The sequence below is a fragment of the Burkholderiales bacterium genome (assembly GCA_015075645.1).
Taxonomy (GTDB): domain Bacteria; phylum Pseudomonadota; class Gammaproteobacteria; order Burkholderiales; family Casimicrobiaceae; genus VBCG01.
Window position 1 is genome coordinate 102,679 of sequence record JABTUF010000004.1, and the last position, 24,098, is coordinate 126,776.

Here is a 24,098-nt window from a genome sequence, read left to right on the forward strand (position 1 = left end):
GAGGATCGCGCATCGGCGCTCGATGCGCCGCCACCGGAATCTCCGCCGCATCTGACTTCTGTCGCCCGACTCCTGACTCCTGAACCCGGCGCTCGATGCGCCGCCACCGGACGCTCCGCCGCCCCTGTCAACTGCCAACTGTCAACTGACAACTGAATCAATCGACCCCGATGAACCGCGACACCCGCAGCGGCACCTCGGCCGACTGCAGGTCCTGCGCCTGCGAGAGCACGGCGCGGTCGGCCATCGTCATGCGCGAGCGCAGCCGCAGGTACTCGGCCCAGGACTCGACGACGTAGCGCTCGACGTAGCGGCCCTCGACGCCGATCGCGCGGAACACGCGCCAGCTCGTCGCGCCGTTGCGTCGCCGCGTCGGCCCCACGCGGCGGATCGCGTCGACGAAGGCCTCGCGGTCGGGCGGGTCGATCTGGTACTCGATCTGGATCAGCACCGGCCCGTCGTCGGGGCCGGGTTCCTCGTCGATCCCGAGCGCGTCGAACGTGCCCGGCGTCACGTCGGCTTCGCTTCCCATGCGCACGCGCACGCGGCGGTTGAGCAGCACGAGCGTGAGCAGCATCGCGGCGGAGAGCGCCATCGCGACGCGCGTGTCGAAGGCCGCGGCGACCGCGCCCCAGACCGGGCTCCCGAGCGCGAGGCAGGCCTGCACGGCGACGAGGTTCATCGCGACCGCGCGCGTGCGCACCCACGCCGGCGCAGTGGTCTGCGTTCCGGTCGACAGGCTCGCGTGCACGGTGACCCACGCCGCGCCGCAGCCGAACGCGCCGGCCGCGGCGAACGCGACCTCCAGCGTCACCGCGATCAGCACGCTCGCGGCGGCCCACAGCACCATGCCGCTGAACACGGTCCGGTTGAGCGTGCGCACCTTGAGCTGCGCGGGCATCGCGATCGCGCCGGTCACCGCGCCGAGGCCGAACATGCTGAACAGCAGGCCGTACCCGCCGGCGCCGAGCGCGAGCTGGTCGCGCGCGATCACCGGCAGGAGCGCCCACAGCGCGCTCGCGCACACGGAGAACGAGAGCGTGCGGATGATGAACGCGCGCATCGCGGGTGAATGGCGCACGTAGCGCACGCCGCTCTGCACGCCCGAGAGCAGGCGTTCGGGGACGCCCAGGTGCGCGGGTGGACGCACCGGGAGCCTGCGCGCGGCGAAGATCATCACGACGAAGAACGCCGCGCTCGCGAGGAGCGCACTCCCGGTGCCGACCCACGCCGTCAGCGCCCCGGCGAGCGCGGGCCCGAGCGCACGCGAGACGTTGAACGCCACGGCGTTGAGCGACACCGCCTGCGGCAGTTCGGCGCGCGACACGAGGTCGTTGACGCTCGAACTCTGCGCGGGCTGGTAGAACACGAACGCCGCGCCGATCAGGAACGTGACCGCGAGCAGCGCGGCCGGTCCGACGAGTCCGGCCAGCTCGGCGACGCCGAGCAGCGCGGTCAGGGCCACCAGCACGACGTGCGTGACCACGATGATGCGCCGGCGGTCGATGATGTCGCCCATCGCGCCCGCCACGAGGCCGAACACCAGCGCCGGCGCGGTGCTCGCGGTCTGCACGAGCGCGACCATCACCGCCGACGGCGTCAGCGTCGCCATCAGCCACGCGGCGACCGTCGTCTGCATCGTGTAGCCGAGCGCCGCGGCGATCGACCCCGCGTAGAACGAGCGGTACGCGGCGTGGCGCAGCGGCGATCCGGCGAAGAACGAATTCGCGAGCGAGGCCAGGCGTTCCTGCACGCCGGAAGTCTAGCCTCATTCGCGCGGACCGACCTCCCGGCGCCCGTCGTACAATCGAGCCATCCCGCCTTCGCGCCCTTCGTGCCATCCGCTCCATGACCGGACTCGATCCTTCCACGCCGCGCCCCAGAGCGATCACGCTGCACCAGGCCTCGCGCGTGCTCGAGATCGCGTTCGACGACGGCCGGTCCTTCCGGCTGCCCTGCGAGTACCTGCGCGTCTACTCGCCGTCGGCCGAAGTGCGCGGGCACGGCCCCGGACAGGAGACCCTGCAGGTCGGCAAGCGCGAGGTCGGCATCTCGGAGATCGAGGCGGTCGGCCACTACGCGATCCGCCCGACGTTCACCGACGGCCACGCGAGCGGCATCTTTTCCTGGGACTACCTCTACGACCTGGGCGAGCGGCAGGACGAGAACTGGGCGCGATACCTCGAGCGGCTCGCCGCCGCGGGAGCGTCGCGTGACCCCCGATAGCCGCAGCCCGCGTCGCGCACGCGCCTCCGCAGCGCGCGCCGCGGCAACGATCGCCGCACCGTCGCGATGACCGATCCGGTCGACTTCGGCTACGAGCGCGTCTCGCCCGACGAGAAGACGCGCCGCGTGCGCGGCGTGTTCGACTCGGTCGCGCGCCGCTACGACCTGATGAACGACCTGATGTCGGGCGGGCTGCACCGGCTGTGGAAGCGCTACGCCATCGGCGTCGCGGCGGTCCGCGCGGGCGCGCGGGTGCTGGACCTCGCCGGCGGCACCGGCGACCTCGCGCGGCTGTTCGCGCAGGCGGCAGGTCCGACCGGACGCGTGGTGCTCACCGACATCAACCACGCGATGCTGGCCGAGGGCCGCGACAAGCTCCTCGACGCCGGGATTCAACTGCCGGTCGTGCAATGCGACGCGGAGCGGCTGCCGTTCCCCGACCGGTCGTTCGACCGCGTCTCGATCGCGTTCGGTCTCCGCAACGTCACGCGCAAGGAGGCCGCGCTCGCCGAGATGCGGCGCGTGCTCGTTCCGGGCGGCGCGGCGCTCGTCCTCGAATTCTCGAAGGTCGCCGCGCCGCTCGCGCCGGCCTACGACTGGTATTCGTTCAAGGTACTGCCGCGCCTCGGCGCACTGGTCGCCGGGGACGAAGCGAGCTATCGTTACCTCGCCGAGTCGATCCGCATGCACCCCGACCAGGAAGCCCTGAAGTCGATGATGGAACAGGCGGGCTTCGACGCGGTCGAAGTCCACAACCTCACCGCCGGCGTGGTGGCGCTGCACGTCGGGCGGGTCTACTGAAACATCGGGGGAACACCCTCGCGCGGCGCCCCGCCGCCCGTCACACGATGGAGTCGAACGTGAAACAGCTCACCGTCCTCGGAATCCTCGCCGTCGCCACCGCGCTCGTCGCGGCCGACGTCGCCGACGCACGCCGGCTCTCCGGCGGCCGCAGCCTGGGCGCGCAGCGTCAGGCCGCGCCCCCTGCGCAGTCGCCCGCGCCTTCCGCGCCCGCCGCGAGCCCGGCCGGCGCGTCGACCTCGAACGCCGCAGCGGCCACGCCTCCGGGCGCGGGCCCGGCGAGCAATCCGGTGATGGCGCCTCCCGCCGGCGGAGCCAACGCCCGTCCGGCGGCGGCCACCCAAGGCGCGGCGAACACGGCCGGGGCGGCGCAGGCAGCCTCGGGCCGGTCGCGCTGGCTCGGGCCGATCGCCGGCCTCGCGGCAGGCCTGGGTCTCGCCGCGCTCGCGTCGTACCTCGGGTTCTCGGAAGAACTCGCGAGCGTCCTTTTGATCGCGCTGTTCGTCGTGGCCGCGATCGCGCTGCTGCGTTTCGCGTTCGGCCGGCGCGCCCCCGCGCGCGCCGCGATGCCCTACGCCGGCGCCGGCGCGGGGCTCGGCTCCACGCCGGGCGGCTACGAGACGCAGGTCCCGCCGCGCACCGCGCGCGTCGAGCCGGCGTACGGCGGCGTGCCCGCGATGGGCGCCGCGCCGCACGTGCCCGCGGGCTTCGATGCCGCGGGCTTCGCGCGCGAGGCGAAAAGGCAGTTCCTCGCCGTTCAGGCCGCCCACGATCGGCACGACACGAAGGCGCTCGCCGATGTGATGACGCCCGAATTGCTGCGCGAACTCACGCGCGAGATGGACCTCTCCGGCGCGGCGCGGCCGACCGAGATCGCCGAGGTCGACGCCGAGGTCATCGACGTCGCGACCGAGGGCCGCAACCACTGGGTGAGCGTTCGCTTCTCGGGCACCGCGCGCGAGGGAGGGGTGCTCGAGCCCTTCGACGAGGTGTGGAACCTGGTGAAGCCGGTCGACGGCAGCGCCGGCTGGCGGGTCGCCGGCATCCAGCAGCAGGTCGTGCCCTCGTGAACGCAGGCATGTCGCCGGAGGATCTGGCGGCGGGCCTCGCGAACCGGGCGCTGGCGCGCGAGGACTGGGCACGCGCCAAGCTCGCGGCGTTCGCCGGACGCAGTTTCGCGCTGACGGCGGGTCCGCTGTCGGCGACCTTCGCGATCGGCAGCGACGGTGCGCTCGCGCCCGCGCCCGCCGGCGCGGCGCCGGCCCTCACGGTGACGACCTCGCCGTTCTCGCTGCCGCTCATCGCCTCCGACCCCGCTCGCTGGAGCGAACTGGTGGAGAACGACGGCGATCCCGCGCTGGCGGCGACGCTGGGGGAACTGGCGCAAACCTTCCCGTGGGTGGTCGAGCGAGCGCTCGCCTCCGCGTTCGGCCCGATCGCGGGACAGGCGATCGCGGACGCCGGGCGCTCGCTCCTCGGCGTCCCGGCCGCGTTGTCGAAGCACGCGGCGTCGAGCTTGGGCGAGTTCGCCGCGGAGTCCGAGGTCGTCGCGCGGCGCGCCGACTTCGATGCGTTCTCCTGCGGCACGGCGGAAGCCGAGGCGCGCGTGGACGCGCTCGCCGAGCGCATCGCCGCGATCGAATCGACCGGGCCGCGCCCACGGCGGCGCCCGAAAGCGGTAACGTAGCGGGTTTTTCCGGGCGGACTCCGAGCCCGGCAATGCCCGCACGATGGCTCCTGCTCCCACGCTCGCGAAGTTCAGCCGGCCGCGCCTGTACGCGGTCGTCAAGCGCGAGCGCCTGTTCCGCCTGATCGACGACGCGCGCGCGCACCCGGTCATCTTCATCGCCGGTCCGCCGGGCGCGGGCAAGACGACGCTCGTCGCGAGCTACGTCGAGGTGCGGCGCACGCCCGGACTCTGGTTCCAGGCCGACGCAGGGGACGCCGATCCGCCGACCTTCTTCCACTACCTCGCTGTGGCGGCGGCGTCGATCGGCGGCAAGGCCGCGCGCAAGGCATCCTCGCTGCCGCGCTGGAACCCGGGGTACGCGAACGAACTCGCGGCGTTCACGCGGCGGTTCCTGCGCGAGTTCTTCGCGCTGTTTCCCCCCGGCTCGCTCTTCGTCGTCGACAACTTCCACGAGGCCGCCGGCAGCCAGGAGTGGCGCGCGGCGTTCATCGAAGCGCTCGCCGAGATCCCCGCCGGCATCAACCTGATCTTCCTGTCGCGCGTCGACCCGCCGCCCGAGATGAGCCGGCTCGTCGCGACGCAGGCGATGGTGTCGCTCGGCTGGGAGTCGCTGCGCTTCACCGAGGACGAGGCCGCCGCGGTGGTCGGCAAGGTCGGCGAGTCGCCGGCGATCGTCGAGGCCATCCACCGCGCGAGCGACGGCTGGGCGGCGGGGCTCGTGCTGATGCGCGAGTCGATGAAGCGCCTGTCGCTCGCCGACGCGGGCGCGCTGCGCAGCACCTCCGCCCTCGACGACAGCCGCGAGGCGGTGTTCGCGTTCTTCACCGGCGAGATCTTCGCGCGCGCGCGCCCCGAGAATCGCCAGACGCTGATGCTGTGCGCGTTCCTGCCGTCGGTCACCGCCGACGAGGCGCAGGCGCTGTCCGGCAACCCCGATGCGCTGCGCCTGCTGGAGCACCTGTACCGCCGCCACATGTTCGTCGACCGGCGGCGCGCGGGAGATCGCACGAGCTACCACTTCCACGCGCTGTTCCGCGAGTTCCTGCTCGCCGAGGGACGCAAGCGGCTCGATCCGGTCGAGCGGCGCGCCGCGCTGGCGCGCGCGGCGAGGACGCTCGCCGAGCGCGGCGACGTCGAGGCGGCCGCGGCGTTGTATCGCGACGCCGGATCGTGGAAGGAACTCGCCTCGCTCGCGTGCCAAGTCGCGACCCGCCTGATCGGAGAAGGGAGGCACGAGACGCTGCGCGAATGGATCGAGGCGCTGCCGGAGTCCGAGCGCGAGCGCGAGCCCGAACTCGTCTACGCGCTCGCCACCACCTGCGCCTACGGCGACCCGGCGCGCGCGAAGGCGCTCTTCGCCCGCGCGCACGACGCCTTCGCGGACGCGGGCGACACGCGCCACGCGATGCTCGCGGCCGCCGCGTCGATCGACTGCCACTACCACGAGTGGGCGGACTTCGCGCCGCTCGACCGCTGGATCGAAGTGATCGAGCGCGGGCTCGCGGGCCCGCCGGTGCTGCGCGACGCGGCCGAGGAACTCCGCGTGCGCGCGAGCCTGCTGCTCGCGGTCCTGTTCCGCCAGCCGAACCATCCCGAACTCGCGCGACACGCGCAGGCGGTCGCCGCGCTGCTCGCGAGCCGCGAGATCGCCGCCACGCCGGTCAACCTGCGGCTGTCCGCGGCCTCGGTGCTGTTCAACTACGGCAACTGGGCGACCAAGGGCGAATCCGCCGACGCGCTGATCGCGCTCGCGCTGCCCTGGCTCGACGATCCGCAGGCCACGCCGCTCAACCGCGTGTGGTTCCTCGTGCATCTCGCGTTCCACGAACAGATCACGCGCCAGTACGCGAAGGCGCGCAAGCGCATGGCCGAGGCCGAGGCGATCGCGCGCGAGCACGGCCTCGCCTCGGTGCTGTTCGAGATCTACCACGCCGACGTGAGCGCGGCGTCCGCCGCGCGCGACGTGCCCGGCGCCCAGGCGGCGCTCGATCGCCTGCGGACCGCGCTCCGGCCCGCGCGCCGGATGGACGTCGCGTACTTCCGCCACCAGGAGGCCGGCGTGCACCTCATCTCCGGCCGCGCGCGCGAGGCCGCCGCCGCGTCGCGCGAGGCGGTCGCGGCCGGACGCGAGGCGGGCATGCCGTCGATGCAACTGCCGCACCTGATGGCGCTCGGCGCGCACGCGCTGGTCGCCGTCGACGACCGCGAAGGCGCGATCGCCGCCTACGACGACGCCATCGCGATGGCGGCCCCGGTCGACGCCCGCAGCTTCCGCCACCATCGCGAGTTCGCCCGCGCGATCTTCGCGCAGCGCGACGGCCGCGACGACGCGTTGCGCGCGATCGTGGCGCCGCTCTTCCGCGCCTGCCGCGAGGCGGGCTTCCACGGCTTCATCCGCCAGCCGCCCGGCGACGTCGCGAAGGTCGTCGCGTTCGCGCTCCGTGAGGGCATCGAGCCGGAGTACGCGCGCGCGCTCGCCCGGGCGCGGAAGCTCGCCGCGCCTTCGCCCGACACGATCGACTGGCCGTGGCCGCTCGCGATCCGCACGCTCGGCGCGTTCGAACTCCGCCGTGACGGCGAACCGGTCGTCTCGAAGGGGAAAGCGCAGAAGAAACCGCTCGAATTGCTGAAGGCGGTCGTCGCCCACGGCGGCCGACGCGTCGATGCGGCGATGCTGACCGCGCTCCTCTGGCCCGACGCGGAGGGCGACGACGCGAAGGCGTCGTTCGACAGCGCGCTCTACCGGCTGCGCAAGCTCTGCGGCGTCGAAGGCGTGCTCGTGCTGTCCGAGGGCAAGCTCACGCTCGACCCCGGGCTCGCCTGGGTCGACGCGCGGGCGCTCGAACAGATACTCGACGAATCGCCGGTGCCGGTCGCACGGGCACTCGCGCTCGCGCGCGGCGACTTCCTCGCCGACGAGGGCGCGGTGCCCTGGGCCGCGCGGGAACGCGATCGCCTGAAGGCCCGCCTGCTGCGCGCGGTCATCGCCGAGGCCGGCGAGCACGAGGCCCGCGGTGATTTCCACGCGGCGCGCGCGCTCTACGAAGCCGCGCTCGAACGCGACAACCTGGCCGAGGCGGTCTACCGCCGGCTGATGGTCTGCCAGCGCGAACTGGGCGACGCCGCGGGCGCCCTCCTCACCTACCGCCGCTGCCGCGAACTCCTGTCGATCGTCCTCGGGCGCACGCCTGCGCCCGAGACCGAGGCGGTCCGGCGCACGCTCTCGACCGCCTGACGCCCGTCTCCCCGGCCGGCGCCGGCGCGCGGGCGCCCCAGGGTCCCGGCCATCGGGGAACTGCCAGGCGATCGTCCCCGTCGGCCTTCGGAGGAATCGAGGCCGGGAGACGGCCGCCAGCCTCCGGTCAGTCATCCGTCAGTCGATCCGAAGCCCCATCGGCGGGCCGACCTCGAGCCCGGGCGCTCGGGCGATCCGCGCGGCCATGTCCCTGTTTTTCAATTGGTTAAGTGACCACTCCACGATCGGAAGCCCCGGCCGGGCGAACCGTGAGTCATGCGCCAGATGCTGCATAGCAACATGCGCCTCGTCCAATCGATGCCACGAAGATGAGGAACACCATGCAAACGCCCGCTGACCTCCGCTCCGGATCGCACCTCACGTCCCTGCCGATCGTCGGCCGGACGGGCGAACCGGTTTCGATGCCCTGGCTGCCGTTCGCGGTCCGCCACAAGCCCGAGGCCAGGTCCGCCGCCGGCGCGATCGCATTCGCGGTCCAGATGGCGCGCGAGGTGCTCGAACGGCGGATCGGCGCCGTCGTCCCGGTACGCGTGCTCGTGGTCGACGGCCCCTGCGCCGCCGATTCGCATGCGCTCCGGCCGGAGTCCACGCTGTGGATCGCCTCGGAGCCGTGCGCCGGGTGGAACGAACTCGCCCGGATGCTCGACGACCGCCTGCCGCAGCGCTCGCGGCTGCTGCTGCGGAAGGCGATGGGACGCGCTGCCGGTCCGCTCGACCTCACGCCGGTCGCGCACACCTTCGCCATCGACACCTACGCGGGGGCGCTCGCCCGCGCCTCGGGAACGCGGTTTCCGCGGCGCTGGATCGCGAACGCGTTCGCGGCGTATGCCCGCGTGGTGACGTTGGCGGAAGGCGACCCGGACGCGCTCGCGAGCCAGGCGCATCTCGCGGAAGTCGTCGGTGCCGTGCTGCCGCCGTCGTACGCGCTGGCCGACCCCGACGTGCGCGCCGTCGTCGAGCGCATCGAGGCGACGCGTGACGCGGTGCATGCGCACGCGCGCCTCGGCCATGCACCGCTCGCGCGATTCCTGCGCGCCTTCCCGCGCGGCATGGCGCCGCGCACCGACAGCGAGCTCGCGCGCCTCGTGCTGCGCGAACTCGGCGACGCCGCGTTCCTGCCCACGATCGAGGCGCTCGCGGCGTAGACCGACCCTCTGGAGACACGACATGCAAGCGAACCCCCCATGCTGCCGCGCCAGCCTGACCTGCGCGGCCGTGATCATCGCGCTGTGCGCGCTCGCCATCGGCGTCGCGGCGTCGACCATCGACCCGCGCGTCGCCGAGATCGTCGCGGTCGCGATGAAGCCGATCGCCTGAAGAGGAGACCAGGATGAACACCGTTTCGAAATGGGTCGCGGCCACGGCGTTCGGCGCCCTCGGCGCCACGGCCGTGCTCGCGCCGTTCCTACTCTCGCTCGGCCGCGACGACACCGTGGCGTCCGATGCGACGAGTCTGATCGCGACCGCCGACGCAGCGGGGCCTGCGGACGGCGTCGCGCGCGGGCGCTACGTGATCTCGATCGCGGGCTGCAACGACTGCCACACGCCGGGCTTCGCGATGAACGGAGGCAAGACGCCCGAGCAGGCGTGGCTCACCGGCGACGCGCTCGGCTGGCAGGGGCCCTGGGGCACGACCTACGCGCCGAACCTGCGGCGCACCTTCGCCTCGCTCGACGAGACGTCATGGCTCGCCATGGCGCGGACGCGCGAATTCCTGCCGCCGATGTCCACCCCTTCGCTTCGCGCGATGAGCGACGACGACCTCCGCGCCGTGTACCGCTACGCCCGCTCGCTCGGCGTCGCCGGCGAGCCTGCGCCGGCGAACCTGCCGCCCGGCCAGTCGGCGCGCGGACCGGTCGTCGCCTTCCCCGCGCCGCCGCAATGACTGCCAGGTCATCGAAGCCGAAGGCGCGTTCGCGACGCTCCGGCCTCCGGGTCCGCGCGAAGCGCAGGCGCCGGCCGCGATTCGTGCTGTAAGCCGGCCTGCAGCATCCATCTTCTGTCCTCCGGTCCTCGACCCCCGAACCCGGCGCTCGATGCGCCGCCACCGGTGACACCGGCAGTACTGTCAACCGACAACTGTCAACCGACACCTGCCCGCTTAGAATCGCGGGATGCTGCGCATCCTGCGCCTGGCGCGAATCGTCCAGGTCGCGCTCAGGCACGGCCTGGACGAGTTCCTGCTCGGGCACGAGCGCGTCCGCGGCCTGCGGCCGTTCGTCAACGGCGTGCTGTTCTGGCGCGATCTCTCGCAGCCGCGCGCGGAGCGGCTGCGCGCCGCGCTCGTCGACCTGGGCCCGATCTTCGTCAAGTTCGGGCAGGTGCTGTCGACGCGGCGCGACATCCTGCCGCCCGACATCGCGGACGAACTCGCGACGCTGCAGGATCGCGTGCCGCCGTTTCCGAGCGAGCAGGTGGTCGCGACGCTCGAGCGCGTGTACGGCCGACCGGTCGACAGCGTGTTCGTGTCGTTCGAGCGCGAGCCCGTGGCGAGCGCGTCGGTCGCACAGGTGCATTTCGCCGAGCTTCCCCCGAAGGACGGGGGCGCGCCGACGCCGGTGGCGGTGAAGGTGCTGCGCCCCGAGATCCGCAGCGTCATCGAGAAGGATCTCGGCCTGATGCACACCGGCGCGGTCCTGGTCGAGCGCCTGTGGTCCGACGGCAAGCGCCTCAAGCCGCGCGAGGTGGTCGCCGAGTTCGAGAAGACCATCCGCGACGAACTCGACCTCACGCGCGAGGCCGCGAACGGCTCGCTCCTGCGACGCAACTTCCGCCACTCGCCGCTGCTGCTGATCCCCGAGGTCCACTGGGACTACACCGAGCCGGAAGTGCTCGTGATGGAGCGGATGGCGGGCATCCCGATCGGCCGGATCGACGAGCTCAAGCAGGCGAACGTCGACCTGAAGCGGCTGTCGCGCGCGGGCGTCGAGATTTTCTTCACGCAGGTGTTCCGCGACGGCTTCTTCCACGCGGACATGCACCCGGGCAACATCTTCGTGGCGACCGATGCGGCGAACCACGGCAAGTACGTCGCGCTCGACTTCGGGATCGTCGGCACGCTCTCCGAGACCGACAAGCGTTACCTCGCGGTGAACTTCCTCGCGTTCTTCCGGCGCGACTACCGGCGCGTCGCCACCGCGCACGTCGAGTCGGGCTGGGTGCCCCCGGGCACGCGCGTCGACGAACTCGAAGCGGAGATCCGCGTGGTCTGCGAGCCGATCTTCGACCGGCCGCTCTCCGAGATCTCGCTCGGCAAGGTGCTGCTGCAGCTCTTCCGCGCGTCGCGGCGCTTCAACGTCGAGATCCAGCCGCAGCTCACGCTGCTGCAGAAGACGCTGCTCAACGTCGAGGGGCTCGGCCGCCAGCTCGACCCCGGACTCGACCTGTGGACGACGGCGATGCCGTTCCTCGAACGCTGGATGGAGGACCAGATCGGGCCGCGCGCGCTCGCGCGCCGTCTGGAAACCGAGGCGCCCTACCTGATCGCCACGCTCCCCGAACTGCCGCGCCTCATCCACCGCAGGCTCTCCGGCCCGCCCGCGGCCTCCGACGAGGTGCTCAAGGTTCTCGCCGAAGCGCAGCGCGCGCGCAACCGCTGGCTCGCGATCGTCGCGGCGCTCCTCGTGCTGGTGGTGGTCGAGCTCTTCGTGCGGCGCACCTGACGCCGCGTCTTTCGACGGGATGCCCGGCCCCCGCCGGACACCCGCACTACCGGGGCCGGACGGTCTTCTCGATCCGGTAGACCTCCGGGCCGGCGACGTCCGGTGTCCGGCGGGCGGCGCCGATCCCGGCGAGCGGCGCGCGCCGCAGGAACGTGTTCGCCTCGCCCATGATGAGGCGCACCATGTCTTCCAGCGCGGGCTCCTCGAGGGCTCCGGCCGAGAACTCGAGCGTCACCGCCTCGAACCGGTCGACGTTGCGCATCGTGACCTCGACGGTCTGCCGCCTGTAGTCGGGCACGAAGCGCACCATCGCGACCACCATCGGCTCGACCGTGAACACGCCCTGCCGCAGCGGGTCGACCTCGGTTCGGTACTTGAAGCGGAGCTGGCAGGCGTTCAGCCGGCTCTCGGTCGAGGCCACCGCGGCCGGCGCGACCTTGAGCACGATCGGCTTGTCGCCGGCGAGCTTGTAGAAGAACTCGATCTGCTCGATCACCTCGGAGACCCCGAGGGACTTGCGCCGGAACGACAGGAACCCGCTGTCGAACCTGGGCGAGGCGATGGTCACGAGGTCGTCGGCGCGGAACTCGTGCGCGACGACCGGCTTGATCACCTCGAGGTGCGCGACCGCCTCGTCCAGCCACTTGAAGGCGCGCCACAGACGGCGGTCGATCTCGCGGATCGACTCCTCGAGCGGGCGCCGGGCGGCTTCTCCCTGCCCCCGGACGGCATCGGACTGGGCCCGGAGCGTCTCGAGGAGCGACCCCGAAGTCTTGTTCGTCGACATCGTCTCGAAGGTATCACAAGGGCCGACGCCCCGATCTCGGCCGTTCGGACAGGGCGCTCCCGCGCCTCGAACGGCCGACCCGCCGGACCATGCAAGGGACGTGCCGGGCGTCTCGCCGGATGATGCACTGCGCCATGCCTTACAATCCGCGCACCGTTCTTCCCAGCCGGTCCGGAGGCTCGCGCCCGTGGCGCTGCTCGACATCCAGGGGGTCACGCGCCGCTTCGGCGCGTTCACGGCGGTCGACCGCGTCGGCCTCGCGATCGAGGCCGGGGAGTTCTTCACGCTGCTCGGGCCCTCCGGCTGCGGCAAGACGACGCTGTTGCGCATGATCGCCGGATTCGACCTCCCGGACGAAGGCCGGATCCTGCTCGACGGGAAGGACCTCGCGGCCGACCCCCCCGAACGGCGCCCGGTCAGGACCGTGTTCCAGAGCTACGCGCTGTTCCCGCACATGACCGTCGAGGGCAACATCGCGTTCCCGTTGCAGATGGCGCGGACACCGCCCTCCGCGATTCCCGGCAAGATCGCCGAGGCGCTCGAGGACGTGCGGCTCACCGGCTTCGGCAAGCGCATGCCGCACGAACTCTCCGGCGGGCAGCGCCAGCGGGTCGCGATCGCGCGCGCGCTCGTGACCCACCCGCGCGTGCTGCTGCTCGACGAACCGCTCGCCGCGCTCGACGCGAAGCTCCGCGAGGAGATGCAGATCGAGCTCATCAACCTGCAGAAGGAGGTCGGCATCACGTTCGTCTACGTGACGCACGACCAGACCGAGGCCCTTGCGCTGTCGCACCGCATCGCGGTGATGAACCGCGGCCGGGTCGAGCAGCTCGACGAGCCGTCGCGCATCTACGGCTCGCCCGCGACGCGCTTCGTCGCCGACTTCATCGGCCAATGCAACCTGCTGTCCGGCCCGGTCGTGGCGCACGAGAACGGCGTCCTGTCGCTCGACGTGCCCGGGATCGGCGTGGTCCGCACGTCCGCGCCGGAGGGCACGAGCGCTCCGGCGCAGGGCACGGTCGCGCTGCGGCCGGAGAAGATCCGCATCGTCGCGCGGGCGCCGGAAGGCACGCCGGACAACCACGTCCGGGGCAGCGTCGCCGACCTCCTGTACATGGGCGATGTCACCGTCTACAAGGTGGAGACGCCGGGCGGCGCGCGCGTGGAGGCGCTGCTCGCGAACTCGCAGAGCGGGCGCGCGAAGTTCTTCGAGGTGGGCGACGCGGTCGAGATGAGCTGGGCGGTCGACGCCGGCCACTTCATCGCCGGTTGAGCGCTCGAGCGATGGCCGCGCGCGGACGCGTCGACTGGGGCAAGTGGGCGGTGAGCGGCCCGCCGCTCGCCTACCTGCTCTTCTTCTTCGCGATCCCGACGCTCATCATGCTCGCGGCGTCGTTCCGCACGCCCGGCGACTTCGGCGGCCTCGCGCCGCTCGTCGGCGCGGACGGACGGCTCGACCTCAATCTCGAAAGCTACGCGCGACTCGCCGAGAGCACCGTCTACCTCGAGGTGTTCCTGAAGTCGGTCGCCTACGCGCTCGTCACGACGATCGCCTGCCTGCTGCTCGCCTATCCGCTCGCGACGCTCATCGCGCAGAGCCCGAGGAAGTACCGCGACCTCCTGCTGCTGCTCGTGATCCTGCCGTTCTGGAGCAACTTCCTCATCCGCATCTACGCCTGGATGATCATCCTCGGGCCCAACGCGGCGCTCGCCCGGGGCGTGAACGCGGTGCTGGCCCTGTTCGGCGCCGAGCCGGTCCCGCTCTTGTTCAGCGCGTTCGCGGTGCTCGTGTGCCTCGTCTACGTGCACCTGCCGTTCATGGTGCTCCCGCTCTACGCGAACCTCGAGAAGCACGACCGCGCGCTGCTCGACGCGGCGCAGGACCTCGGCGCCAGCGGCTGGCAGCGGTTCTGGCGGATCACCTTCCCGCTGTCGCTGCCGGGCGTCTACGCGGGCGCGGCGCTCGTGTTCATCCCCGCGCTCGGCATCTTCGCGATTCCCGACATCCTCGGCGGGCCGAACGACAGCCTGATCGGCAACCTGATCAAGCAGCAGTTCCTCGAATCGCGGGACTGGCCGTTCGGCAGCGTGCTGTCGATCGTGCTGACGGCCGCGGCGCTCGGGCTCGCCGGGCTCGCCGCCTGGGTCGGACGTCGCGGCGGCAGGGGATCGTCCCGTGCGTAGAAGCGGCACGCGCATCGCGTTGTGGGCGGCGGCGATCGTCGCCTACCTGTTCCTGTACCTGCCGCTCGCGATCGTCGTCGCGTACTCGTTCAACGACTCGCGGCTCAACGCGGAGTGGGTGGGGTTCACGTTCGACTGGTACCGCAAGCTCGCGCAGAACGAGGAGATGATCACCGCGGCCGTGAACTCGCTCGCCATCGCGCTGGCCGCGAGCGTCGTGTCGACCGCGCTGGGCACGATGGCGGGCGTCGCGATGCATCGCTACCGCCTGAGGCTGCTCCCGGTCCTGGTGCTGACGCCGATCGCGATCCCGGAGATCCTGATGGGCGTCGCGCTCCTGATCTTCTTCGTGATGCTGAACTTCACGCTGGGGTTGGTGTCCGTGGCCATCGCGCACATCGCGTTCTGCATCGGGTTCGTGGCGATCGTCGTCCGGGCACGCCTCGCCGGCATGGACGAGAGCCTCGTCGAGGCCGCGCGGGACTGCGGCGCGACGCCCTGGCAGGCGTTCCGGCGCGTCACGCTGCCGCTGATCATGCCCGGCGTGATCGCGGGCGCGCTGATGGCCTTCACGCTGTCGATCGACGACTTCGTCATCACCTTCTTCACGGCCGGCGCCGGTACGGTTACCCTTCCGCTCCAGATCTACTCGATGATCAAGATCGCGGTCACCCCCGAGGTCAACGCCGTGTCGACGCTGCTGATGCTCCTGACGCTCGTGCTGATCGTGGTGGCCGCACGCCTCTCCCCCAGCCTCCTTCGCACCGAATCGGACTGACGCCATGACTTCTCGCCTACTCGCTTCCGCCCTCGCGGCGGCCCTCGCCTCCCTCGTCGCGGCCGCGCCGGCCGGCGCCGCCGACCAGCTCCATCTGTACAACTGGAACAACTACATCGCGCCGGAGACGGTCAAGCGCTTCGAGGCCGAGTGCAAGTGCGAGGTGGTCCAGACCTACTACTCGGACAACGAGGAGCTGCTCGCGAAGCTCGCGGCGGGCGCGAAGGGCTACGACGTGATGGTGCCGACCGGCGGCACGGTCCAGGCGCTCATCCGGGGCGGCCAGCTCCAGCCGATCGACCTCTCGAAGCTCCCGAATCTGAAAAACGTCGACCGCGTCTACCTCGACACCCGGTTCGATCCGGGCAACAAGTACTCGGTGCCCTACGCGATGTCGACGACGATCATCGGGTACAACGACCAGAAGATGAAGGAGCTGGGGCTTCCGACCGACACCTGGGCGGTGATCTTCGACCCGAAATACCTCGCGAAGGTCAAGGGCCGCGTCACGGTGCTCGACAGCCCGGCGGAGCTCTTCGCGGCCGCGCTCAAGTACCTCGGCTACTCGGCCAACGACACGAACGAGAAGCACTGGCGCGAGGCGGCCGACGTCATCAAGAAGGCGAAGCCCTACTGGGCCGCGTTCAACGCGTCGTCGTACATCAAGGAACTCACGGTCGGCAACATCTGGCTCGTCCACGGCTACAGCAACGACATCTTCCAGGCCGACCTCGACGCGCAGGCCGCGGGCCGCAAGTTCCGCATCCTGCAGGGGATGCCGAAGGAGGGAGCGGTCCTCGCCGTCGACAACATGGTGATCCACAAGAACGCGCCGCGCCCCGACCTCGCGCACCGGTTCATCGACTTCATGCTCGACGGCCGCAACTCCGCCGAACTCACCAACCTGATCGGGTCGGGCAACCCGAACCTCGACGCGGCGAAGTACATCAAGCCGGAACTGAAGGCGCTGCCGGCGGTGTTCCCGCCGAAGGACGTCGCCGCGAAACTCGAGCAGTTGCAGGACCTCACGCCGGCCCAGCGGCGCCTGCGCAACAAGCTCTGGACCGAGATCAAGGCCGCGCGGTAGACGTCGCGTCCCCGATGCCGGGTGCGTGCCCGGCGGCGGAGGTTAAGATGACGGAATGCCGAGCACCGGCATCTCCGTCGTCCGCCTGTCGCCGGCCGCGCGCGAGGATTATCTCGCGTTCTTCGATCACGAGCGCGGGCCGGCGTTCTCGGACAACCCCGAGTGGGCGCGCTGCTACTGCCAGTTCTACCGCGTCCCGCGCGCGCTCGACTGGACCGCGTTCACCGCCGGGCAGAATCGGATCGCGGTGTCCGCCTCGATCGACGCGGGTGAAGCGGAAGGCTACCTCGCGCGATCCGGCGGCGAGACCGTCGGCTGGCTCCACGCCGCGCCCCGGCACAAGCTGCCGCACTGCTTCGAGCGCCTGAACGTCGCGCCGACGCCGATCGACGTGCCGCCGCAGGACGCCGCGGTCATCGTCTGCTTCGTGATCGCGCCGGCGTGGCGGCGGCGCGGCGTCGCCGGCGCGCTCCTCGACGGCGCGCTCGCCGACCTGCGCGAACGCGGCATCGCGCTCGTCGACGCGTTCCCGTTCAAGGCGGGCGACAGTACGAAGGCCGGCGACCACTACCACGGCCCTTCGTCGCTCTTCGCGTCGCGCGGTTTTCTCCCGATCGGCGAGACCGCGGATCTCACCGTCGTGCGCAAGTGGCTGACGGCCCCCGCGCCCGCCGTGGAGCCATGAACGATCCGGCGGGATGGGACGCGTCCGGCGCGGTCCACGGCCGGCCCCGGTCGCTCCTCCCGCACGCGCTCGCCGGGATCTACGCGCTCGCGATCGTCTATGCGAGCCTGCAGCCGTTCGGCGACGTGCTGGCGCCGCCCCCCGACGCTCCGTTCTGGCTGTTCTCGCCCGGGCGCCTGCGCTGGCCGCGCTACGACGTCATCGCGAACTTCATCGCGTACCTGCCGCTCGGCGCCTTCGTCGCCTTGATTCCGAGGCGCGCATCGCCGGCGCGGCGGATCGCGCTCGGCGCGATGGCGGGCCTCGCGCTGTCCTTCGCGATGGAGTCGCTGCAGGCGTGGATCCCGCCGCGCGACGCGAACGTCATCGACCTCGCGTCCAACACGCTGGGCGCGCTCGCCGGCGCGGCGGTCGCCGCAGCGCTCGCGCGACGGCCCGACGCCCGCGCGCGCCTCACCGCGTGGCGGCGCGGGCTGTTCCTGCGGGGCGCGCTGGGCGACATCGGCCTCGCGCTGCTCGCGTTGTGGCTCGCGGCGCAGCTCAATCCCGCGATTCCGCTGTTCGCGATCACGTTCGACCCGGCGACGGAGCGGCTCGTCGCGGAGGTGCCCGGATCCGACTCCGCGTCCATCGTCATCGAGGCCGCGGAGAGCGCGTTCCAGCTCCTCGGCGTCGGGCTGTTCCTGACGCTCCTCCTTCGCCACAGGCGACACGCCGGCGTGGCGGTGCTGCTCCTGATCGGCACCGCGCTGCTCCTGAAGGGCGTCGCCGCCCTGCTCCTGCTCAAACCCGCGGCGTGGGAAGGGTGGCTGCGGCCCGGCGTGTCGATCGGAGCCGCCGCGGGCGCGCTCGCGCTGCTCGCCGCGATCGCGCTGCCGCGGCCGGCGATGATCGCGCTCTGCGGCGTCGCGCTGCTGACCTCGCTTCTGACGCCGGTGCTCGCCTCGGACGTCCTCGATGCCCGGGCCCCGCTGACGCTGTTCTCGTGGCGCTACGGCCACCTGCTCAACTTCAACGGCCTGACGCACACGGTGCTGCTGCTGTGGCCCGTCGCGGCCGCGGGCTGGCTCTTCGCGCTGTCGGGCCGCCCGGCCTGGGGCGCGCCCGGGGATTCGGACTGAACGCCGCCTCCGGGACCGCCCGTCCCGCGGCTACAATGTTCGTTTGCCCGGGCCTGCACCGCCGATGAGCTACTACCAGCGCCACGTCTTCTTCTGCCTCAACCAGCGCGACGCGCCGGAGAAGTGCTGCGCGAGCGCCGGCGCGGCCGCGCTGCAGAAGTACGCGAAGGACCGCGTGAAGTCGCTCTCGCTCTCCGGCCCGGGCAAGGTCAGGATCAACCGCGCGGGCTGCCTCGATCGATGCGAGGAGGGGCCCTGCCTCGTGGTGTACCCGGAAGGCGTCTGGTACACCTACGTCGACCGCGACGACATCGACGAAATCGTCGACCGCCACCTCGTCGGCGGCGAGATCGTCGAGAGGCTGCGCATTTGACGTCGGGATTCGCCGCCGCGACCGAGCGCGTCGTCGCCGACGGCCCCGCCGGCGCGCTGGAGATCGTCGCGAACGCGCCGTCGTCCGTGCGCCGGGGCATCGCTCTCGTCGCGCATCCGCACCCCGAGCAGGGCGGCACGCTCGACAACAAGGTGGCGCAGACGCTCGCGAAGGCGTTCCACGCGCTGGGCTACGTCGCCGTGCGTTTCAACTTCCGCGGCGTGGGCGCCTCCGAGGGCCGCTTCGACGGCGGCATCGGCGAGACCGACGACGCGCTCGCGGCACTCGGATGGGCGCGGCAGCGGTTCGGCGCGCACTCGCCGGTCGCGCTCGCCGGGTTCTCGTTCGGCTCCTACGTGCAGACGCGCGTCGCGAAACGCGTCGACGCCGAGCGCCTCGTGCTGGTCGGGCCCGCGGTGAAGCGCTTCGCCGTCGAGCCGGTTCCCGCCGACACGATCGTCGTCCACGGCGAGTCCGACGAGGTGGTGCCGCTCGCCGACGTGCTCGACTGGGCGCGCCCGCAGGCGCTGCCGATCGTCGTCTTCCCCGGCTGTTCGCATTTCTTCCACGGACGCCTGCCGCAGTTGCGCGACACGATCGTCGGCATGTGGCATCGCGCGCGCGCGGGCGGAGGCGAATGATGGCGTCGATCGTCGATCGGGTGCTGCCCGGACTCGCGGCGGGCCGGCGCGATCGCGTGCTCGCGGTCGACGGACTCGTCAAGCGCTACGGCGGCAACGAGGTCGTGCGCGGCCTGTCGTTCCAGATCCGTCGCGGCGAGTGCTTCGGACTCCTCGGGCCCAACGGCGCGGGGAAGACCACGACGCTGCGCTGCTGCCTCGGACTCATCGAGCCCGACGGCGGCACGATCGAGCTGTGCGGCGAGCCGGTGCCGAAGGCCGCGCGAGCGGCGCGCGTGCGCGTGGGCGTCGTGCCGCAGATGGACAACCTCGATCCCGACTTCACGGTCACCGAGAACCTCCTCGTCTACGGACGCTACTTCGCGATCGACCGGACCACGCTGGAGCGCCGCCTGCCGCGGCTCCTGGAATTCGCCGGGCTCGCCGCGAAGGCGCACGCCCCCATCCGCACGCTCTCGGGCGGCATGAAGCGGCGCCTGACGCTCGCGCGCGCGCTCGTCAACGATCCCGAACTCCTCATCCTCGACGAGCCGACGACCGGACTCGATCCGCAGGCCCGCCACCTGATCTGGGACGGCCTGCGCCAGTTGCTGACGCAGGGCAAGACGATCCTGCTCACGACGCATTTCATGGACGAGGCCGCGCGGCTCGCGACCCGGCTCGCCGTCATCGACCACGGGCGCATGATCGCCTGCGACGCGCCGCGCGCGCTGATCGCCGAGCACGTCGAGCCCGAGGTGGTCGAGGTCTACGGCGACGGCGCACGGGCCTGGGCCGATGCGCGGGGACGCAAGCTCGCGAAACGCCTCGAGATCGCGGGCGAGACCGCGTTCTGCTATGCGATGGACGCGCAGGCGCTCGTCTCCGACCTCGCGACGCGCGGCGGCGTGCGCTACCTGCACCGGCCCGCGAACCTCGAGGACCTGTTCATCAAGCTCACCGGCCGCGAGCTGCGGGACTGACGGTGCGGGCGATCTCCCTCGGCCTCCCCGCCCACCTGGCCGCGCCGCCGTCGTTCTCGCTGCGCTTCGTGCCGGTGTGGCGGCGCAACCTGCTCGTCTGGCGCAAGCTCGCGCTCGCGAGCGTGCTCGGCAACATCGCCGACCCGCTGTTCTACATGCTCGCGCTCGGCTACGGCCTGGGCGCGCTCGTCGGCGAGGTCGGCGGGATGCCCTACGTCGCGTTCATCGGCACCGGGATGGTCTGCCAGAGCGCCATGTTCACCGCGTCGTTCGAGGGCATGTATTCGGCGTTCTCGCGGATGCACGTGCAGCGCACCTGGGAGGGCATCATCAATGCGCCGATCTCGCTCGACGACGTGGTGTTCGCCGAGTGGATCTGGGCCGGCACCAAGGCCGTGATGTCGACCGCCGCCATCCTCGCGGTGGTCCTGGCGCTCGGATTCGGGCACACGTGGTTCGCGGCCTTCATCCTGCCGCTCGGCTTCCTCGTCGGCCTCGTGTTCGGCGCGTTCGGCCTCACGATGACCGCGCTCGCCCCCAACTACGACTTCTTCACCTACTTCTTCACCCTCGTGATCACGCCGATGCTGCTGCTGTCGGGCGTGTACTTCCCGGTCGACCAGATGCCGGGCGCCCTCGCGGCCGCGGCGAACGTCCTGCCGCTCAAGCACGCGATCGACCTCGCCCGCCCGCTGATGCTCGGGCGCGTGCCCGACGCCGTCGCGCTGCACCTCGCCGTGCTGGCGACCTACGCCGCCGCCGCGTACTGGCTGGCGCTCGTTCTCACCCGGCGCAGGCTCCTCAAGTGACCGCCGCGCCCGGGGCGTCCGTCATGGGTCCGGCACTTCGCTGCGCCGGACGAGATTGCACGGGGAGGCCGCGATGCTGACGGTCAAGGCGCTGCACATCGTCTTCGTCGTCGCGTGGTACGCGGGGCTCTTCTACCTGCCGCGGCTCTTCGTCTACCACGCCCAATGCGCGCCCGACGACCGCGTCGGCAGCGAGCGCTTCAAGGTGATGGAGCGGAAGCTCTACCGCGGCATCATGACGCCCTCCGCCGTGCTGGCGATCGGGTTCGGGTCGTGGCTGTGGCTCGGCTACGGGATCTCGGGCGGATGGCTGCACGCGAAGCTCGCGCTCGTCGTGCTGCTCGTCGCGTTCCACGTCTACCTCGGCCGCCTCGTCCGCGCGTTCGCGCAGGACCGCAACCGGCACGGGCACGTGTTCTACCGCTGGCTGAACGAGATTCCCGCGCTGCCGATCCTCGTCGCCGTGGTGTTCCTCGTCGTCCTGAAGCCGTTCTGACCGCGTGGAAGCCTTCTTCGCGCCCTGCCCGCGCGGGCTCGAGGCCGCGCTCGGCGCGGAACTCGAGCGTCTCGGGGCCGCCTCGGTCGCTCCGGTCGACGGCGGCGTCGGCTTCGCCGGCGCGCTCGAGTTCGCCTGCCGCGCGAACCTCGAATCGCGCCTCGCGAGCCGCGTGCTGTGGAAGGTCGGCGGCGGGGCCTGCCGCGACGAGCGGGAACTGAATGCGCTCGCCCGCTCGATCGCATGGCCGAAGCACTTCCGCGTCGACCGCACGATCCGCGTCGACGTCGCGGCCACGCGCTCGCCGCTCCGAAGCCTGGAGTTCGCCACGCTCACCGTGAAGGACGCGGTCTGCGACCGCTTCCGCGACGAACAAGGCAAGCGCCCGTCGGTCGACAAGCGTGCTGCGGAGGTCCGCGTGCACGCCTACCTCACCGAGCGCGAGGCGACGTTCTACCTCGACACCTCGGGCGAGCCGCTCTTCAAGCGCGGCTGGCGGCGCGACACCGAGGAAGCCCCGCTGCGCGAGAACCTGGCGGCCGGGCTCATCGCGCTGTCGGGCTGGACGCCGGACCTCGCGTTCCTCGACCCGATGTGCGGCAGCGGCACGATCGCGATCGAGGCCGCGGCGATCGCGGCCGATCGCGCCCCCGGACTCACGCGCACGTTCGGCTTCCAGAAGCTCGCGTGGTTCGACGGCCCGACCTGGCAGCGCATGAAGCAGCGCGCGCGGGACCGCGTGAAGCCGCCCCCGGAGCGCCCGACGATCCACGCGAGCGACCGCCTGCCCGCGGCGGTCGCGAAGACGCGCGCGAACGCGTCGCTCGCGCAACTCGACGGCCATCTCGCGATCGAGCAGGCCGACGCGCTCACGCGGCCTGCCCCGGCACCTTCCGGTGTCATCGTCACCAATCCGCCCTACGGCATCCGGCTCGAGGACCAGGAGCGCGTGGCCGCGATGTACCCGAAGTTCGGCGACGCGCTCAAGGCCCGATTCGCCGGCTGGTCGGCGTTCCTGTTCTCGGGGGATGCCAACCTCCCGAAGAAGTTCGGCCTCAAGGCCGAGCGGCGCACACCGCTGTGGAACGGCGCGATCGAGTGCCGGCTCTACGCCTACCGGATCGTCGCGGGCAAACTCGAGCGTTGAGCCGGCCGCGCGCCGTCGCGTCCGGCATCGTCCGTTGGTACCATCGCGAAATCGGGACGGGCTCCTGCACGCTCCCGTCGATGAAAGTGAGGGAGCTCGTCGACCGCCTGAAGCTGGACGGGTGGAACCTGGTCCGCTTGCGAGGCCGTCACCGTCAGAATCGACACCCGGTCGAGCCCGGCAGGGTCACCGTGTCCGGCAAGTCGAGTGCGGACGTTCCGATCGGACCGCTGAAGAGCGCGTTGAAGCAAGCGGGCTCCTGCGAAAGGATTGACCATGCGCTATCTCGTCGTCGTCGAAAAGGGACCGGCATCCTGGGGCGCGCACGTGCCCGATGTTCCCGGCTGCGTCGCTGCCGCAGAGAGCCGCGAAGCGGTGCTCGAACTCATTCGCGACGCCATCGCGTTTCATGTCGGGGGCCTGCGCGCGGAGGGCGAAGACGTTCCGGTTCCGGCCTCGTCCGCCGAAGTCGTGGAGGTCGACGCGTAGCCGCAGCCTCCGCCTACGCTAGAATTGCGGTTCCGAAAGCCCTTGCCCGCCCTGCCATGGGAATGCTCCCCGCCCGCCACTACGTTTCCGAGCACACGCAGTTCATCCGCGAGGTGCTCGAGCAGAAGCCTAACGTCGTCGACGAGCAGCGCAAGGGTCGCGCGATCTGGTGGGACAAGCTGCCGCGCGATCTGGCCGAACGCCGCAGGATGGATCAGGGCAGCGTGCCCCAGCCGGCGTACGTCTACTTCAGCCAGACGCGATAGCGTCTCCGATGCGCCCCTGGCGCATCCGTCGCGCCGTCCCCGCCGATGCGGCGGCGATCTGGGCGATCCACACGCGCGCGATCCGGGAGGTCGCTTCCGCGCACTACGATCCCGGGACCGTCGACGCCTGGTCCAGCCGGACGTCTCCGGTCTCCTTCGCCGCCTCGATCGCCACGCACGTCCTCGTCGTCGCCGAGGACGACGATGGCCGCCTCGCCGGCTTCGCCGAACTCGATCCGCATGCCGGGATCGTGCGCGCGTGCTACGTCGATCCCGATTTCGTCCGGCAGGGCGTCGGACGCGCGCTGATGGGCGCGATCGAGGACGCGGCGCGCGCCCATGGCCGCTCCGCCCTTCTCCTCGATGCGTCGCTCAACGCGGCGGCGTTCTACGAATCGCTCGGGTGGCGCGCCGAGACGCGCGCGCGGCATGCGCTCGGAGGGGGCGAGAGCTTCGAGTGCATCGTCATGACCAAGAAGATCGCGTGATCTCCGACGCAAGGCTGCCCGGGACTCTCCCTGATGCCGGTCCCGACCCATGCGGCCGATACAATGCCGCGCGGGGCCTGCGGGGCCGCGAACCCGGATCCGCCAGGCCGGTCGAACGCCGATCGTCGCGCCGCATGCCCTCTCGACCAT

At 71.6% G+C, this 24,098-nt stretch carries 26 protein-coding genes and 1 pseudogene; 25 read left to right on the top strand and 2 right to left on the bottom strand.

Features of this window, described 5'->3' with window-relative positions:
- Window positions 1–157: 157 nt before the first annotated feature.
- Complete coding sequence (locus HS109_10840; protein ID MBE7522865.1) at window positions 158–1,753, bottom strand: MFS transporter; 1,596 nt, start codon at window positions 1,751–1,753, stop codon at window positions 158–160.
- A 95-nt stretch (window positions 1,754–1,848) separates the two neighbouring features.
- On the opposite strand from HS109_10840, the gene HS109_10845 reads away from it, so the two are divergent.
- The 9 genes from HS109_10845 (at window position 1,849) to ubiB (ending at window position 11,635) form a co-directional block, all read left to right on the top strand.
- Window positions 1,849–2,226 (top strand): DUF971 domain-containing protein, encoded by a 378-nt coding sequence (locus HS109_10845; protein ID MBE7522866.1) that lies wholly within the window; start codon window positions 1,849–1,851, stop codon window positions 2,224–2,226.
- A gap of 66 nt (window positions 2,227–2,292) precedes the next feature.
- Window positions 2,293–3,027, top strand: coding sequence for a bifunctional demethylmenaquinone methyltransferase/2-methoxy-6-polyprenyl-1,4-benzoquinol methylase UbiE (gene ubiE, locus HS109_10850; GenBank protein MBE7522867.1), 735 nt, complete (start codon window positions 2,293–2,295; stop codon window positions 3,025–3,027).
- 47 nt (window positions 3,028–3,074) lie between these two features.
- Window positions 3,075–4,097 (top strand): Tim44 domain-containing protein, encoded by a 1,023-nt coding sequence (locus HS109_10855; protein ID MBE7522868.1) that lies wholly within the window; start codon window positions 3,075–3,077, stop codon window positions 4,095–4,097.
- An 8-nt stretch (window positions 4,098–4,105) separates the two neighbouring features.
- The gene (locus HS109_10860; protein MBE7522869.1) at window positions 4,106–4,714 is read left to right on the top strand and encodes a hypothetical protein; all 609 of its coding nucleotides are present in this window, start codon (window positions 4,106–4,108) and stop codon (window positions 4,712–4,714) included.
- 43 nt (window positions 4,715–4,757) lie between these two features.
- Window positions 4,758–7,952: a hypothetical protein gene (locus HS109_10865; GenBank protein ID MBE7522870.1), complete on the top strand. Its 3,195-nt coding sequence runs from the start codon at window positions 4,758–4,760 to the stop codon at window positions 7,950–7,952.
- Between the two features lie 341 nt (window positions 7,953–8,293).
- Window positions 8,294–9,118, top strand: coding sequence for a hypothetical protein (locus HS109_10870; protein MBE7522871.1), 825 nt, complete (start codon window positions 8,294–8,296; stop codon window positions 9,116–9,118).
- Window positions 9,119–9,140: 22 nt separating this feature from the next.
- A complete protein-coding gene (locus HS109_10875; GenBank protein ID MBE7522872.1) occupies window positions 9,141–9,290 on the top strand; it encodes a hypothetical protein in 150 nt (49 codons plus the stop codon).
- Window positions 9,291–9,405: 115 nt separating this feature from the next.
- On the top strand, window positions 9,406–9,858 hold the full coding sequence (locus HS109_10880; protein MBE7522873.1) for a cytochrome C: 453 nt from the start codon (window positions 9,406–9,408) through the stop codon (window positions 9,856–9,858).
- A 232-nt stretch (window positions 9,859–10,090) separates the two neighbouring features.
- Window positions 10,091–11,635 (top strand): ubiquinone biosynthesis regulatory protein kinase UbiB, encoded by a 1,545-nt coding sequence (gene ubiB / locus HS109_10885; GenBank protein ID MBE7522874.1) that lies wholly within the window; start codon window positions 10,091–10,093, stop codon window positions 11,633–11,635.
- Between the two features lie 46 nt (window positions 11,636–11,681).
- Here the strand turns inward: ubiB and HS109_10890 are convergent, their stop codons facing one another.
- A complete protein-coding gene (locus HS109_10890) occupies window positions 11,682–12,422 on the bottom strand; it encodes a hypothetical protein (protein MBE7522875.1) in 741 nt (246 codons plus the stop codon).
- A 187-nt stretch (window positions 12,423–12,609) separates the two neighbouring features.
- On the opposite strand from HS109_10890, the gene HS109_10895 reads away from it, so the two are divergent.
- The 16 genes and pseudogenes from HS109_10895 (at window position 12,610) to HS109_10970 (ending at window position 23,948) form a co-directional block, all read left to right on the top strand.
- A complete protein-coding gene (locus HS109_10895) occupies window positions 12,610–13,695 on the top strand; it encodes an ABC transporter ATP-binding protein (GenBank protein MBE7522876.1) in 1,086 nt (361 codons plus the stop codon).
- A gap of 11 nt (window positions 13,696–13,706) precedes the next feature.
- Window positions 13,707–14,606, top strand: a complete 900-nt coding sequence (locus HS109_10900) for an ABC transporter permease (GenBank protein ID MBE7522877.1) — start codon at window positions 13,707–13,709, stop codon at window positions 14,604–14,606.
- Between the two features lie 19 nt (window positions 14,607–14,625).
- On the top strand, window positions 14,626–15,384 hold the full coding sequence (locus tag HS109_10905; GenBank protein ID MBE7522878.1) for an ABC transporter permease: 759 nt from the start codon (window positions 14,626–14,628) through the stop codon (window positions 15,382–15,384).
- 4 nt (window positions 15,385–15,388) lie between these two features.
- Window positions 15,389–16,471, top strand: coding sequence for a spermidine/putrescine ABC transporter substrate-binding protein (locus HS109_10910; protein MBE7522879.1), 1,083 nt, complete (start codon window positions 15,389–15,391; stop codon window positions 16,469–16,471).
- A gap of 55 nt (window positions 16,472–16,526) precedes the next feature.
- Window positions 16,527–17,156 (top strand): GNAT family N-acetyltransferase, encoded by a 630-nt coding sequence (locus HS109_10915; protein MBE7522880.1) that lies wholly within the window; start codon window positions 16,527–16,529, stop codon window positions 17,154–17,156.
- The gene (locus HS109_10920) at window positions 17,153–18,277 is read left to right on the top strand and encodes a VanZ family protein (GenBank protein MBE7522881.1); all 1,125 of its coding nucleotides are present in this window, start codon (window positions 17,153–17,155) and stop codon (window positions 18,275–18,277) included. The genes HS109_10915 and HS109_10920 overlap by 4 nt, the downstream gene beginning before the upstream one ends.
- A 64-nt stretch (window positions 18,278–18,341) precedes the next feature.
- Window positions 18,342–18,650, top strand: a complete 309-nt coding sequence (locus tag HS109_10925; GenBank protein MBE7522882.1) for a (2Fe-2S) ferredoxin domain-containing protein — start codon at window positions 18,342–18,344, stop codon at window positions 18,648–18,650.
- Complete coding sequence (locus tag HS109_10930) at window positions 18,647–19,291, top strand: alpha/beta hydrolase (GenBank protein ID MBE7522883.1); 645 nt, start codon at window positions 18,647–18,649, stop codon at window positions 19,289–19,291. Before HS109_10925 ends, HS109_10930 begins: the two co-directional genes overlap by 4 nt.
- Window positions 19,291–20,253: an ATP-binding cassette domain-containing protein gene (locus tag HS109_10935; GenBank protein MBE7522884.1), complete on the top strand. Its 963-nt coding sequence runs from the start codon at window positions 19,291–19,293 to the stop codon at window positions 20,251–20,253. The genes HS109_10930 and HS109_10935 overlap by 1 nt, the downstream gene beginning before the upstream one ends.
- Window positions 20,250–21,062: an ABC transporter permease gene (locus HS109_10940; GenBank protein ID MBE7522885.1), complete on the top strand. Its 813-nt coding sequence runs from the start codon at window positions 20,250–20,252 to the stop codon at window positions 21,060–21,062. Before HS109_10935 ends, HS109_10940 begins: the two co-directional genes overlap by 4 nt.
- Before the next feature lie 73 nt (window positions 21,063–21,135).
- Window positions 21,136–21,558, top strand: a complete 423-nt coding sequence (locus tag HS109_10945; protein MBE7522886.1) for a CopD family protein — start codon at window positions 21,136–21,138, stop codon at window positions 21,556–21,558.
- A 4-nt stretch (window positions 21,559–21,562) separates the two neighbouring features.
- Window positions 21,563–22,705 (top strand): class I SAM-dependent RNA methyltransferase, encoded by a 1,143-nt coding sequence (locus HS109_10950; protein ID MBE7522887.1) that lies wholly within the window; start codon window positions 21,563–21,565, stop codon window positions 22,703–22,705.
- A gap of 80 nt (window positions 22,706–22,785) precedes the next feature.
- A pseudogene (locus tag HS109_10955) lies at window positions 22,786–22,962 on the top strand (type II toxin-antitoxin system HicA family toxin).
- A 19-nt stretch (window positions 22,963–22,981) separates the two neighbouring features.
- Window positions 22,982–23,194: a type II toxin-antitoxin system HicB family antitoxin gene (locus HS109_10960; GenBank protein ID MBE7522888.1), complete on the top strand. Its 213-nt coding sequence runs from the start codon at window positions 22,982–22,984 to the stop codon at window positions 23,192–23,194.
- Between the two features lie 62 nt (window positions 23,195–23,256).
- Window positions 23,257–23,460 carry a DUF3460 family protein gene (locus tag HS109_10965; GenBank protein ID MBE7522889.1) on the top strand — a complete coding sequence of 68 codons (204 nt, stop codon included), beginning with the start codon at window positions 23,257–23,259 and terminating at the stop codon, window positions 23,458–23,460.
- A gap of 8 nt (window positions 23,461–23,468) precedes the next feature.
- Window positions 23,469–23,948, top strand: coding sequence for a GNAT family N-acetyltransferase (locus tag HS109_10970; protein MBE7522890.1), 480 nt, complete (start codon window positions 23,469–23,471; stop codon window positions 23,946–23,948).
- Window positions 23,949–24,098 lie beyond the last annotated feature (150 nt).